Source organism: Acinetobacter tianfuensis, from assembly GCF_003611465.1.
Taxonomy (GTDB): Bacteria; Pseudomonadota; Gammaproteobacteria; order Pseudomonadales; family Moraxellaceae; genus Acinetobacter; species Acinetobacter tianfuensis.
In genome coordinates, this window is sequence record NZ_RAXV01000007.1 from 22610 (window position 1) to 36134 (window position 13525).

Sequence of the window (13525 nt, forward strand, 5' to 3'; positions counted from 1 at the left end):
GAATCTTAAAGTCCAAGCATAGCATTTTAAAGGGCTAAGCCAAAACGGATTTTAGTCTTCTTCGTCATTAAAATCGTCATCATCATCAAAGTCGTAATCGAAATCTTTCAATTCACGCTCCAAACGGCGCTGTGCAAGCAGCTCATCAATCAGGCGACGTTTTTCAAGCGATTCCTTAGCGCTGATCTTTCCGCTGGCCTCATCGAAGTTAACATCATCATCACCGTAGTTATCATCTAGTTCAAAATCTGTCGAAGACACTGAAACTACCTCATAATGAAAAAATTTAAAGGGTCTAGGCGCTATTTATATCGCTTCTAAAATCTTGTCAAGTTTTATTTGTATTTTTCCGTTATAAACACACATTTTAGGCTTTTTTCTTTGTTTAATTTATGCAATGATATAATCCACCCTGCGTCTTTCAGTTTTATGACCATTCTCATGGCTTAAAACCGATGAACTGCGCACGGGATGAACTTGAAAACTACAATTTCAGCCCCACCTATTTTACTGAATTTAATTTTTAAAGCTTTTATCAGGCCGCCAGAAATGGCTGTAAAGACCTGATGAAATAAGCAAGCTATTCACAAATTTTAATGAGATAAACCGCGCAGCTGAGCTGTGCGATTTTTTACTGTCACAAATTCAACGATGAGTGAGCAAAGATGAGCGATATAAATTCCCCTACTTCACAGGTAGCGGCGCTGATTAGCCGAGGCAAAGAACAAGGTTACTTAACTTTCGCTGAGGTTAACGATCATCTCCCGGACTCGATCACAGAAAGCGAACAGATTGAAGACATCATTCAAATGCTGAATGACGTCGGTATTCCTGTGCACGACCGTGCGCCAGAAACTGACGACACCATGTTTGAAGGCGGAAGCGATGCAGCTGATGAAGTTGCAGAAGAAGAAGCTGCCGCTGTACTAGCCTCTGTGGAAAATGAGCCAGGCCGCACAACTGACCCTGTACGCATGTATATGCGCGAAATGGGCACAGTTGAACTGTTAACGCGTGAAGGCGAAATCAGCATTGCGAAACGTATCGAAGAAGGTATTCGCGATGTTCTGAACTCAATTGCTTACTGGCCGAATGCGGTTGAAGTTGTTTTAAAAGAATACAAAGATTACGAAGCTGGTGAACGCCGTCTGGCTGACATTCTTTCAGGTTATCTAGATCCGGAAACCAATGAAGACATTCCAGAAGTTCTGGAAGAAGAATCTGAAATTGAAGCTGACGACGAAGACAGCTCATCAAGCAAATCAACCAAAGATGTAAAATTGGATGATGACGAAGAGGAAGAAGAGTCTGAAGGCGATGATGATTCTGAAGGTGACTCTGGCCCAGACCCTGAAATTGCTAAAGCGCGTTTTGATGAACTGGAAGCAGCTTGGAAAAATACCAAAACTGTCATTGAAAAGCATGGCCGCAACAGTGCAGAAGGCGCAGCTGCGCTAGAAAACCTCGCTGCCGTGTTTATGATGTTTAAATTTACGCCTCGCCTGTTTGACATCATTTCTGAAATGATCCGCGGCACACATGATTCAATCCGTTCATCTGAACGTGAAGTCATGCGTTATGCAGTACGCCGCGGCCGTATGGACCGTACTCAATTCCGTACATCATTCCCTGGCCAAGAATCAAATCCAGCTTGGCTGGATGAACAAATGGCCAAAGCGCCTGCAGAAATGAAAGGCTACTTAGAAAAAGTTCGCCCAGACGTTCTCGCGTTCCAGCAAAAAATTGCCGATATTGAAACTGAGCTCAGCTTAAGCGTAAAAGAAATTAAAGAAATTTCTAAGCGTATGGCTGTAGGCGAAGCGAAAGCGCGCCGCGCGAAAAAGGAAATGGTTGAAGCCAACCTGCGTCTTGTAATTTCAATCGCGAAAAAGTACACCAACCGCGGTTTACAATTCCTCGATTTGATTCAAGAAGGCAACATCGGCTTGATGAAAGCCGTAGACAAGTTTGAATACCGCCGCGGTTACAAGTTCTCAACGTATGCAACTTGGTGGATCCGTCAGGCTATTACACGTTCAATTGCAGACCAAGCGCGCACCATTCGTATTCCTGTGCACATGATTGAAACAATTAACAAGATCAACCGCGTATCTCGTCAATTGCTTCAAGAAATGGGCCGTGAACCGACACCTGAAGAATTGGGTGAACGTTTAGAAATGGATGAAGTCAAAGTTCGTAAAGTGCTTAAAATTGCCAAAGAGCCGATTTCTATGGAAACGCCGATTGGTGATGATGAAGATTCGCATCTTGGCGACTTTATTGAAGACAGCAACATCACCTCACCAGTTGATGCTGCAACTTCAGAAGGCCTGAAAGAAGCAACACGCGAAGTGCTTGAGAACTTGACTGAACGTGAAGCGAAAGTCTTGAAAATGCGTTTCGGTATTGACATGCCAACAGATCATACTTTGGAAGAAGTAGGCAAACAGTTTGATGTTACCCGTGAGCGTATCCGTCAGATTGAAGCGAAAGCATTGCGTAAACTTCGCCATCCATCACGTTCAGAGCATTTGCGTTCATTCCTTGAGAATGACTAACCTATAACTAGGACAATGCAGGGTTGAATATGGGGCTTCCCGCCCCATATTATGATCATGCAGCAAATGATTCTAAATACCTGCAAACGTGCAGGTATTTTCAAATACAGAGGTATCCCATGACTGACATGACTAATCGCGCTCCTTCTCGTGAATTGCAAGAGCATCTTTGGGTCTTCCCGATGGACTATCCTATTAAATTGATTGGCAATGCCGGCGAAGAACTTTTTCAGGCGGTGAACGCAATTTTTGTCAAGCATTTTCCTGAATTTGACGGCGCAGCAATGCTGGTAACGCCTTCACGTACAGGCAAATACCATTCAATTACAGCGCAGCTTCGCTTTGAAGAGCTAGAGCAAGTTCATGCAGTCTACGCTGACCTTGCAGCTTGCCCGCTGATCAAAACAGCACTGTAATAAAAACACGCTTTCGGGCGTGTTTTTTATGCCTAAGCGCTATTCAAACTCAGACAGACACCCTGCCATTCCCCGCCAATTTCCCTATAATAGATCATCGATATCTCAACCAATTAAACAGGACACACGCGTGGAGACTGAAGCCAAACCGCAGCTCATTATTCGTCATTACACACAGCTGACTTCATATGAAGAGCGCTTTTGGGAAATGAAAAACTTTACAGAGCAGCGTGATGAAACAACACCTGATGAATTGTGGATTTTGCAGCATCATGATGTACTGACGCAGGGCCAAGCAGGCAAGCCTGAGCATATTTTAATGAGCAGCAGTATTCCTGTCGTGCAAACAGACCGCGGCGGCCAAGTGACTTGGCATGGGCCAGGCCAATTGGTTGCCTATTTTATGTTTGACCTGAACCGCCTCAACTGGCATGTACGCACACTGGTATCGTATGCAGAAAGTCTGATGATTGAGCTGCTGAACAAATACGGCATTGAAGCCTATGCCAAACCAGACGCTCCAGGTGTTTATGTTGCAGAACGTAAAATTGGCTCTTTGGGCTTTAAAATCCGTAAAGGCCGCTCATACCATGGATTATCTTTAAATATTGACTGCGACCTGTTTGGTTTTCACACTATCAACCCATGTGGCTATGCAGGCCTAGAAATGGTCCGCGTACAAGATTTAGTCGAAAACTACCCTAAATTTGAAAACTTCTGCGCGGATATCATTGAAACATTAAAAAACAGCGGTTACTTTAATCAAGTGACTGTAGAACACAGATAAAAACTTTGCTTTAACCATTAAAATAAATTAGAGTATTTACTCTAAAAATAAAATCTGAATATAGGGATGATCACGTGATTGCAGTTAAATCCGTAAAACCCGCCCTCCAGCTTGCTTATGTCAAACTCATGATGGATGTGATTGGCAGAGGCCTTGTGATGGCGAGTCAGGTTGATGATGAAGTAAAACAGGAAGTATCAAAATTTCCTGCTGGCTTCAGCCTTTCAATGAATGTTTTTCCAAATGGGCCTGCCTTTGTCGCACGTGTGACTGCGGACCATAAACTCGAATTGCTGAACAATTACAGCAAAAAGCCTGACTTAACCATTACCTTTAAGCATTTGCATCATGCCTTTTTGGTATTTTCTTTTCAGGAAAGCACTGCTCAGGCTTTTGCCAATGACCGCATGATTGCAAATGGCGATATTTCTTATGCTATCCGCCTTGTGCGCTGCTTAAATAAAATGGAATCCCTTATTCTGCCGAAACTGGTTGCAGAGCTTGCAGTCAAAGAATACCCGAGCAATTTAAGCCTAAAAGAAAAACTTACTGGAGCTGCAAATATTTATTTGAAAGTAGCTCAATCATATTTCACACGGAGTGCCTAAACCATGGCTAAGCCTTATTATGAATTTTTCTGCCCAGTTAAAGTGATTGCAGGCCATGCTGCTTTAGAACACATTCCGTTTGAACTTGCCGCTCTTGGCGCAAAACGCCCGCTGATCATTACTGACAAAGGTGTACGCAGCAATCACTTGCTTGCGCCAATTGAAGCCGCTTTTGAATCGACTGAAACGGTGATTGGTCATATTTTTGATGATGTGCCGCCAGATTCGAGCTTAGAAACTGTGCGCAAAGCTGCTCAGCTCTACCGTGAAAACAACTGTGACGCCATTATTGCGGTTGGCGGCGGCTCAGTCATTGATACATCTAAAGCCACCAATATTTTAGTCTCTGAGGGCGGCGATGACCTGCTGAAATATTCAGGCGCACATAATCTGCCTAAACCGCTGAAGCCATTTTTTGTGATTCCAACGACTTCAGGCACAGGCTCAGAAGTCACCATGGTTGCGGTTGTTTCTGACAACCAGAAAAATGTCAAAATGCCGTTCGCATCTTACTACCTGATGCCGCATGCTGCCATTTTAGACCCGCGCATGACGCAAACGCTGCCGCCGCACTTAACGGCTATGACCGCCATGGATGCGATGACACATGCCGTTGAAGCCTATACTTGCCTTGCTGCCAACCCAATTTCAGATGCCTATGCAACTGCTGCCGTTAAAAAAATCAGCGAACATTTATTCAATGTTTTAGACAATCCTGCCGATGCCCAAGGCCGTTTAGAGTTGGCTCAAGCCTCTACTATGGCCGGCATTGCATTTTCAAACTCTATGGTTGGCCTAATTCATTCGCTTGGCCACGCATTAGGTGCAGTTGCACACCTGCCCCATGGACTGTGCATGAACCTGTTCTTGCCATATGTGCTTGAATACAACAAAGAAGTGAATGCAGATAAAATAGCAGACTTGCTGCTGCCGCTGGCAGGCGCTGACATTTATGCGCAAACCCCTGCGCATTTACGGGCAGATAAAACCATTTCAAGCATTTTAGCAATGCGTGACCGTATTCATACACTGACCAAACTGCCGCGTACACTGCGTGAAACAGGCAAAGTGACTGAGGCGCAGCTGGACGAAGTTGCAGAGAAAGCGCTGAATGACGGCTCAATCATTTACAACCCAAAAGAAGCAACACTGCAGGATTTAAAAACTATCTTAGAAAAAGCTTGGTAATTGTTGAAAAATCAGCGAATATAGCGCAAATTCAGCCTGATGTTTTTTAAACATCAGGCTTTTATCTATGCGGCAGGAAATACCTCTAAACTCAAATAAAATGAAAGAAGCTGGCATATTTCCTGCAGCTTAAAACACAAAAATCACTGGCAAAAAGCGGCATATTAGAGTAGATTGGCGCACTTTTGTTTCAAAACGTAGGGGGGATCGTTCGTCTCAAACGATCCTATATGAACATGAATGATCCTTGATCAACGATTATTATGAGGATACGCCGTTGACGAATTTTTCTGGGACTCAATCAGCAGCTAAATTACAAAAAACGCTAGGTTTCTGGCACATTATCATTATTGGTTTAGCTTATATTCAACCCATGACATTATTTGATACTTTCGGTTTAGTATCAGAAGAAAGTCATTTCCATGTGCCTACGTCATATATCATTGCATTGATTGCAATTTTATTTACGTCTCTTAGTTATGGCCACATGATTCGCCGTTACCCTTCTTCAGGTTCTGCATATACCTATGCACAAAAATCAATTCACCCGAACGTCGGTTTCATGGTGGGCTGGTCGTCATGGCTGGATTATTTATTGTCTCCTATGGTCAATATTATTCTCGCCGTTATTTATCTTGAAGCCTTATTCCCTGAGGTGAACCACTGGGTATGGGTGATTGGCCTAACAGCATTTATGACTGCTGTGAACTTGCGCGGCGCTCGTTTTGTTGCCAACTTCAATGGTCTGATTGTATTTGTTCAATTGGGCGTCATCGCTTACTTCACATGGATGGTTTACAGCCTGCTTTCTGGCGGTGTAAATGCTGACGGCACATTAGTCGATGCAAAATACCAGCTATGGAGTCTAGAGCCGTTCTGGAATGAACTGACAAGTGTCGGCGCGCTTATTACTGGCGCAACACTGCTGTGTTTCTCTTTTACAGGCTTCGACTCACTGAGTTCACTTGCAGAAGAAACGAAGAATACGGAAAAAACCCTGCCTAAAGCGATCTTCTTTACCGCTTTATTTGCAGGCGTAATCTTTATTATCAGCACATACTTCATGCAAATTTACTTCCCGAATGACCCAAAAACATACTTTGAAGATGTGGCAGCGACTCAGCCTGATATCTTGCAAGCTGTTGGCGGCGCAGCCTTCAAAACAATCGTGCTTTATTTTGCGATTGTAACGGTTATGGCTTCGGGTATTTCAGCGCATGCAGGCGTTTCACGCTTAATGTATGTGATGGGCCGCGACGGTGTAATTAACAAGAAAATCTTTGGCCATATCAGTCCAAAGAACTTCACGCCATCGTATAACATACTGATCGTGGGCGCAGTTGCGTTAACAGCTGGCTTTATGGATTTGGACATTGTTATTTCGATGATCAGTTTTGGCGCTTTAACTGCCTTCACTTTCGTAAACCTGTCTGTGATTTCACGCTATGCGCTGCGTGACGGCCGTACTAAAAATGCCAAAGACATTTTTAACTATGTCGTTATTCCGCTGTGCGGTTTCATCAGTATTTTCGCAATGTGGCTTGAAATTGAAGAGACAGCGCTAAAATACGGCTTATGGTGGGCAATGTTCGGTATCTTGTACCTCGGTTATAAAACTAAAGGCTTCAAACACCCTGCTCCGCAGCATAACGAGTTTGATGACAGATAATCTCTGTACGGCAGCTCAAATAAAAAAGGCGCTTCATGCGCCTTTTTTATTACTCTATTTATTTATGTTTCATGGATAAATCTCGCCAGCCCGTCATCTTCGGCTCCTGAGTATCCTCTTTATAATTCAAACCCATATGCAGCGGCAAAGGCTGACACGCATCTTCTAATGAATCTGGCACAATCAGCTTCATCTTGCTATGCACATCCCATTGCCCATCCACAACCCGATCTAAATTATAATTCAAACGGTAAGTGCGGATTTCATCTGGCTGCAGCACTTCAGTCTTTATTTCGCGGCAATCATCAGCTGGGAAAATCTGAACAGCATTTTTAATATCTTGCAGCCTCACAGGCACATCGCATTGCGGATATTCAATCTGTACAGGCACTGCATTAGCATTTTCTAAAGTCAGCTGCACAGTTAGCGGAACAGCATGATCTTTATTAAAATTTACATGCAGCACAGTCTTTTTCAGTACGGGAGTGTTTTCCACAGGATCAATAAACTGCAGCTCGCGAATCACTAAGCTGCAATGATCGTATGCGGGTTCATTCAAAGACAGCAGCAGCGGAAAAGCTTCATCAAACTCTTTGTCCGTTTCATCACCATCGCCGGCATTACCTAAACCAGGCGGTGATGGCCTGCCATTTCCAGTCCCTTCCAAACTGGCGCCCCCTGCGCCAAATAAGTCACCGCATGCAGACATCACTGTACACAGCATACAGACACTAAACAGCTTAAGCGGATTATTCACCGTCATGCTGATAAACTCCAAATCTGAAGGTTTGGGTTGCTTCTGGCTTCCCTTCATCTAAAGCGCATCTTTCTGATGCCAGTTTTAATAAGCGTAAAGAATATTCTTGCCATAATTTAAGGCTTTCATCATGCAATATATTAATTGATTTTTCAGTTAACTCATCCGCACAAATCGCCTGTTCCAGATAAGTTGCTCCATTATTTTGAAACAAATTATGTAACCCTGCTGCCAAATGGGCAGTTAAATTATTGGTTAGAATTTTTCGGGCTTCCAGTAAAGAAGGGTCTGGAATAAATGGGCCTTTTTGCAGCACAACATTTTCTTCATCTTCTGTTACTACGCCTAGACGAATCAGCTCATTCAGCACTGACCGCGGATGACGCTCAGTTGAAACCCGCTTTACTAAATGCTCAAAACTGTTTTCAGTTTCACTGTAAAAAGCTAAAGATTCTTTCCAGCCTTCTGCCAGCCATAAACCAATCACACGCGAAGGCACACTGATCGGCTCAGAAATTGCAGCCTCTGTCAGCGCTTTACCCTCTTCAACAGTTTGCTTATAAGCCGTCACATCCTTTCGGTGCAGCCCCGAAAGCAGGCTAATTGCAGAAATGGTTGGTTTTTGCTCTATGCGCTGCAATTCCTGCAATGCTTGTTCATAAAAAATAGGCTTTAATGCCGCCGTAAATTCCGTGTAGCCCACCCCTGAACGGATAAGCCATTCAGTCAAATAATTCATTAACAGCAATACTTGCTGCAAATTGAATTGAGCATCATTCAGCGGAAGTTTGTTCATGCATATAGCCAGCCAGAGTAAAGAGCACTTTATAAGTGAAATTTTCGCATTATTTGACCTGCTTCACAATTTTTATTTGATTAAGTCCGATGGATATTCATTATAAAATTGATTCATCTGATTGAAATTTGTAAAGGATAAACTAATCGAAACATCCAGACTTTCCACACTATGCCACCAGCCAATCGGAATAAATAGCGCTTCGCCAGGTTCCAGTACGCACTCTAAAGGCGTGACATGCTGCAGCTGCGGATATTGTTTTAAATCTGCATTATCTAAACAATTCAGTTCACTAAACACCCAGCAATGATTATACATATCAGGCATTTGCAAGGCTGGAATTAAAGTAACTTTTTTGCGTCCATACAGCTGGACCAGCATATTATTGGTTAAATCATAATGAAGCGGTGTAAAAGTCCCAGCTGGCCCCATCCATAAAAACTGGCGCTCAGATTGAGTTAGATCACAATAACCTGTACCAAAGTCTGCAATATCTTTTTGCAGCGCCTGCATCAGCAGTTTATTTTGCGCTGCATTATTTGCAGTCAAATACATATCATTGCTGTACTGCACCGCCATTAGCTTAGAAATAAAATCCCGCATCAGTGTCAGCCTTTTCAGCTGCGGAGAATTGCGCTCAAAATTTGGATCACTTTGCCTATGCATCTGCACTTCAATCATTTGCTCTGGAAAGTGCGCAGCAAAATATTCAGGACTCCATTGATGACGGGCCGGCCAATGCTCAATACCATGAAGCAAAATAACAGGTACTTGCAAACTATAATGCTGCTGTACAAATTCAGAAAAACCTGGGACAGACTTACGTTCTATCTGAGCTGCATAATTCGGCTGCAGCTGACGCAGCCGATCCTGTGTCCGCATCATCCAGCTGCATTTATTTAATTTCTGCTGTGTTTGCAGCAGTTTACGAAATACAGGATCAACGGTCAGGTCTAAATACGTTTCTTCTATTTGCGCTGCTGGCCAACCTTTTGCCATGCCGTCAGCAATAATTTCAGCGCCACCATCTCCCGCGAGGCTGCGCTCCAGCACAAATTCACGAAGTGATTGATCGATATCAATATCACCCGGTTCAAAAACCTGACTGGGCGCTAGGCCATGCTGTTTAAGCACAGCCATCAGCTGCTCTTCGCTGCAGCCGCGCTGCAGGTTTTGTTCCAGCCATATTTGCCAATCTTGAGGCAGCTGCTGCAGCCAAACTTGACCTGCCTGTTCCAGTTTAAGCATTTGCTGATGATTCATTTTAATCAATCTCCCTCTTTACAACTGGAGTATAAATGATCTATCTTAAAAATGCTAAATTTTCGCATTTTATTAAAAGGTCAAAAAAACCTTAAATTTGCAGCGCATGTTACGGCAGACACACAACACCAAATAAATCATTTAAGCCCTAAAAGGAGTGGCTATCATGAACAAACTTTCGCTTCTAATACTTTCAGCAATGACCGCGTTAACACCTGCCGCACATGCGGGCTTTGCAGACACAATGCGCGAATTGCGCGGAACTCTAAACCAGATCACCGAGACAACAAAAGAACTGAGCGGTACAGCCAAAGAAGTCAGCGGTTTCGGCAGCGGCGCCAACAGCTCAAACGCTAATGCTTCATATACAGCAGGACAGCGCCTTTACCCAAAAATCAATAATCTAGCACTTTACCAAAGTCCAAATAAGTCTAGCCCTGTGGTCAGCAAACTGTCTAAAAATACAGATGTGGTCTTTGCTGGAAATATGAATAAAAACGGATTGATTGAAGTGAGCACTGAATATGGCAATGGCTGGATTGAATCACATTTAGTTCAATGATAAGTCTTTGAAATATTTAGAAATACATAATTATCACCTGAGGTCTTATGCGCTGCTGCTCCCCACTGCCAGCGCATAAGACTTCCTCACTCTTGCGCGCTGTTAACAACGATCCGTAGTGCGCTAAAAAATAAGAAGAGGAAAAAAGAATGAATACCATGACAAAAAGCAGTCTTGCCCTGCTCATGCTGATTGGTCTAAGCGGATGCGGCGGCTCCAGCTCTGATGATAAAGGTACGGATTCAACACCAACACCTACTCCGACACCAACACCTACTCCGACCCCGACCCCAACCCCGACCCCGACCCCGACTCCGACTCCGACTCCAACTCCAACTCCGACTCCAACTCCAACTCCAACTCCAACTCCAACTCCAACTCCAACTCCAACTCCAACTCCAACTCCGACTCCAACGACAGTTGCCGATCAATTTGTTGGCGATTGGATTCAGGGCAATAATAGTCTTGGAAGTACCAATTGTAATTTACCTCAGATTACCATCACCAAAAATACAGCCAATTCAGTCCAAGCAGTCAACGAAGAAGCCGCATATGCTGCTCACAATACTACAGAAAAAAGCTGCAGCGGTGAGCTGATTTCTAAACGCTATCAATTACTGCATGATCTGGTCATCAGCGATATACAGCCTGCAGCGACGCTCAGCAACTTCCAATATCATGCAATTAAATTTCAGCCTGAGCGAGGCAACACGCCGAGTAACCGTGTACTGACTTTTTTAAATAACAATAGCTTCTGTATTATTAACAGTACGATCTCCAATCCTAACTACATCATCATGGAACGCGGCCTGATTAAAGATCCGCTCAAAGACAGGCGCTGCTATACCAAAAGCAGCACGGTGTTTTTTAGCAATCTGGCGCCAAAAGCAAAAATTACAACTGCGGACTTTAAAACAGCAGCATTCCGTAACTCTCTCAACAGTGCAGACTTTTTAACTCAACTGAATTTAATGGGTCAAAATGGCTATAAATTCATAGGCTATGATACGCCAACGAAAGACAGCGGCATTGTTAACACTTATATGAAATTGGCGAATGACAGCGCTAAATTCAGCCATATCGCCGAAAACCGCACAAATACAGTTGTTGCTGACAATTACTTCAGCTGGCGCGCTCAGCTCAATGAGAAAGGTAAAACTGGCTATCAGCACCTCCATACCATCCGTCCAACGACAGAGATGAAGTACATTGATTATTTTATTAAAAAAGAGAATGATACGGCTTCTTATACCTATGACAGCGGCTATGTTGCCGGAGCTGTCGATCCGACTGCACTAGAAACTATGCTCAACAGTCTTGGAACTCAGGGCTGCCGTATCATCGAGTTTAAAAGCTATTTCACAGGCAACCATCCTGAAATTTTAGATGGCAAAGTCAACCAGCCTAAGATTGCCACTTGTGTAAACAGCAGTGCACATAATGGAACATACAGCTACCGTTATAAAGCAAACCCATCAAGCACCACTGCCCTTCAAACCATGCTCGATGAGCAAGCCAAAGAAGGCTACCGCTTGGTCAGCATGTCTTTAGATATGAGTTCAACCAATAAAAATGGCTTACTGTTTATGAAAGACAGTGAAAACACCAATGTCGGAGAATTCAAAGTCTTTAGTGAGAAAGTTTTCCGCAATTTAACTTTTAATGATGTATTGGCACAGCGTTTAAATCAGCAAGGTACACTAGGCTGGCTGTTTACCAATGGTCAGTCGATGTACGCAACAAATCCAAAATCACTGCAAACAGATCTAAGCGATTTCAATTTAATTGATTAAAGATCCGCTTGCTTAGCTCCAAGCTAAAAGCCTCTGTTTGATAAAAAACAGAGGCTTTTCCATATTATCTTAAACGGCAATTGAAACCCATCTGGGTATCTACAATATTATTTTTATAGCCCAAGCTCTGGATAAATAAATTTCGATCATCTATCTGTTTCTGATCAGCCTCACTCAATCTGCTTTTATTCTCCACGGCTAATTGATAGGTATCATCCACCACGGTTTGGAAAATCCCGCAAACTTCTTGTCTTTTTTGCTTATTTAAACTGCGTCCAGTCCAGCTGCGCTCAAAATCCTCTGGCTTCAGCGTTGCTCCCCACGCCTCAATCCGGCTGCTTAAATCTGCTTTCATGTTTTGTATGCCGTTGTGAATTTCATCGGCAGTTAAAGGCTGAGTTTGATCAAGTTCAGCAGCCATCACCACTGAGCTGACGATGAATGCGCCAAAGAAAACCCCAAAACTAATCTTCAATATTTTTAACAAGCTCAATATCTCTCAAACATCATGTGTACTTTATATACAAAAGCACAGCGCGGCTAAACCCTGTACAAAATAACATTACAATTTTTTTATTTATCTTTGCGCATCACATAAAAAAGCCATCTTAAAAGATGGCCTTTAATGAAATGCTATAAAACACTTAAGTCAGTATTTGAAAGCCCTGCTGACGCCATGCTTCATATAAAATCACAGCAGTTGCATTCGACAAATTCAAACTGCGTGAATTCGGCGCCATCGGCAAGCGGATCCAATGCTTTTGCGGGAACATTAGACGCACATCTTCTGGTAAACCGCGGGTTTCAGGCCCCATCAGCAGCGCTACAGAACGGTTTAAATCAGAAGTATGCGGCGTTTCTGTACCTTTTGTTGTTAAAGGATAAATGGCATCATTCATCACGCCTTGGCTTTCCAAATGCGTCAGGCATTCTGCAAAGTTTTCCCAGACCTTCATATGCGCCCATTCATGATAGTCCAAACCGGCACGGCGCAATTTTTTATCATCCAGCTCAAAACCTAATGGTTTGACCAAGTGTAACTGCGCTCCGGTATTGGCACATAAACGAATGATATTCCCTGTATTTGCAGGAATTTCTGGCTCGTATAAAACAACATGTATCACGTAT

Annotated in this window: 14 protein-coding genes; 8 read left to right on the forward strand and 6 right to left on the reverse strand. The window is 43.3% G+C overall.

What is annotated here, in order from left to right; translation table 11 throughout:
• Positions 1 to 51: 51 nt before the first annotated feature.
• The gene (locus D7V32_RS04760; protein WP_120401764.1) at positions 52 to 261 is read right to left on the reverse strand and encodes a PA3496 family putative envelope integrity protein; all 210 of its coding nucleotides are present in this window, start codon (positions 259 to 261) and stop codon (positions 52 to 54) included.
• A gap of 404 nt (positions 262 to 665) precedes the next feature.
• Here D7V32_RS04760 and rpoD point away from each other — a divergent pair, with 404 nt between their 5' ends.
• The 6 genes from rpoD to D7V32_RS04790 all read left to right on the forward strand — a co-directional run bounded on the left by rpoD (position 666) and on the right by D7V32_RS04790 (position 7226).
• Entirely contained in the window at positions 666 to 2558 is a 1893-nt protein-coding gene (rpoD, locus tag D7V32_RS04765) for an RNA polymerase sigma factor RpoD (RefSeq protein WP_120401765.1), read from the forward strand.
• 128 nt (positions 2559 to 2686) lie between these two features.
• Entirely contained in the window at positions 2687 to 2974 is a 288-nt protein-coding gene (locus D7V32_RS04770) for a YbeD family protein (protein WP_120401830.1), read from the forward strand.
• Positions 2975 to 3104: 130 nt separating this feature from the next.
• Positions 3105 to 3761 (forward strand): lipoyl(octanoyl) transferase LipB, encoded by a 657-nt coding sequence (gene lipB, locus D7V32_RS04775; RefSeq protein WP_228200170.1) that lies wholly within the window; start codon positions 3105 to 3107, stop codon positions 3759 to 3761.
• Between the two features lie 74 nt (positions 3762 to 3835).
• Complete coding sequence (locus D7V32_RS04780; RefSeq protein ID WP_120401767.1) at positions 3836 to 4369, forward strand: hypothetical protein; 534 nt, start codon at positions 3836 to 3838, stop codon at positions 4367 to 4369.
• A 3-nt stretch (positions 4370 to 4372) separates the two neighbouring features.
• Positions 4373 to 5557: an iron-containing alcohol dehydrogenase gene (locus D7V32_RS04785; RefSeq protein WP_120401768.1), complete on the forward strand. Its 1185-nt coding sequence runs from the start codon at positions 4373 to 4375 to the stop codon at positions 5555 to 5557.
• A gap of 277 nt (positions 5558 to 5834) precedes the next feature.
• Entirely contained in the window at positions 5835 to 7226 is a 1392-nt protein-coding gene (locus D7V32_RS04790) for an APC family permease (RefSeq protein ID WP_120401769.1), read from the forward strand.
• Positions 7227 to 7284: 58 nt separating this feature from the next.
• Here D7V32_RS04790 and D7V32_RS04795 read toward each other — a convergent pair whose 3' ends face one another.
• The 3 genes from D7V32_RS04795 to D7V32_RS04805 form a co-directional block, all read right to left on the reverse strand.
• Positions 7285 to 7989 (reverse strand): hypothetical protein, encoded by a 705-nt coding sequence (locus D7V32_RS04795; protein ID WP_120401770.1) that lies wholly within the window; start codon positions 7987 to 7989, stop codon positions 7285 to 7287.
• Positions 7976 to 8779 (reverse strand): DUF6502 family protein, encoded by an 804-nt coding sequence (locus D7V32_RS04800; protein ID WP_120401771.1) that lies wholly within the window; start codon positions 8777 to 8779, stop codon positions 7976 to 7978. Before D7V32_RS04800 ends, D7V32_RS04795 begins: the two co-directional genes overlap by 14 nt.
• 72 nt (positions 8780 to 8851) lie before the next feature.
• On the reverse strand, positions 8852 to 10042 hold the full coding sequence (locus tag D7V32_RS04805; protein WP_228200171.1) for a cupin-like domain-containing protein: 1191 nt from the start codon (positions 10040 to 10042) through the stop codon (positions 8852 to 8854).
• 166 nt (positions 10043 to 10208) lie between these two features.
• Here D7V32_RS04805 and D7V32_RS04810 point away from each other — a divergent pair, with 166 nt between their 5' ends.
• Complete coding sequence (locus tag D7V32_RS04810) at positions 10209 to 10604, forward strand: hypothetical protein (RefSeq protein ID WP_147394209.1); 396 nt, start codon at positions 10209 to 10211, stop codon at positions 10602 to 10604.
• A gap of 149 nt (positions 10605 to 10753) precedes the next feature.
• Positions 10754 to 12397 carry a PT dipeptide repeat lipoprotein gene (locus D7V32_RS17450; protein WP_213072540.1) on the forward strand — a complete coding sequence of 548 codons (1644 nt, stop codon included), beginning with the start codon at positions 10754 to 10756 and terminating at the stop codon, positions 12395 to 12397.
• Positions 12398 to 12461: 64 nt separating this feature from the next.
• On the opposite strand, the gene D7V32_RS04820 is transcribed toward D7V32_RS17450, so the two are convergent.
• Together D7V32_RS04820 and D7V32_RS04825 are read right to left on the reverse strand one after the other, a co-directional pair.
• Positions 12462 to 12890: a hypothetical protein gene (locus tag D7V32_RS04820; protein ID WP_228200172.1), complete on the reverse strand. Its 429-nt coding sequence runs from the start codon at positions 12888 to 12890 to the stop codon at positions 12462 to 12464.
• Positions 12891 to 13041: 151 nt separating this feature from the next.
• Complete coding sequence (locus tag D7V32_RS04825; RefSeq protein WP_120401775.1) at positions 13042 to 13521, reverse strand: tRNA (cytidine(34)-2'-O)-methyltransferase; 480 nt, start codon at positions 13519 to 13521, stop codon at positions 13042 to 13044.
• Positions 13522 to 13525 lie beyond the last annotated feature (4 nt).

Coding starts and splice junctions, on each gene's coding strand:
- rpoD (WP_120401765.1), top strand. CDS start 666: ATGAGCGATATAAATTCCCCTACTTCACAGGTAGCGGCGCTGATTAGC.
- D7V32_RS04770 (WP_120401830.1), top strand. CDS start 2,687: ATGACTAATCGCGCTCCTTCTCGTGAATTGCAAGAGCATCTTTGGGTC.
- D7V32_RS04785 (WP_120401768.1), top strand. CDS start 4,373: ATGGCTAAGCCTTATTATGAATTTTTCTGCCCAGTTAAAGTGATTGCA.
- D7V32_RS04795 (WP_120401770.1), bottom strand. CDS start 7,989: ATGACGGTGAATAATCCGCTTAAGCTGTTTAGTGTCTGTATGCTGTGT.
- D7V32_RS04800 (WP_120401771.1), bottom strand. CDS start 8,779: ATGAACAAACTTCCGCTGAATGATGCTCAATTCAATTTGCAGCAAGTA.
- D7V32_RS04805 (WP_228200171.1), bottom strand. CDS start 10,042: ATGAATCATCAGCAAATGCTTAAACTGGAACAGGCAGGTCAAGTTTGG.
- D7V32_RS04810 (WP_147394209.1), top strand. CDS start 10,209: ATGAACAAACTTTCGCTTCTAATACTTTCAGCAATGACCGCGTTAACA.
- D7V32_RS17450 (WP_213072540.1), top strand. CDS start 10,754: ATGAATACCATGACAAAAAGCAGTCTTGCCCTGCTCATGCTGATTGGT.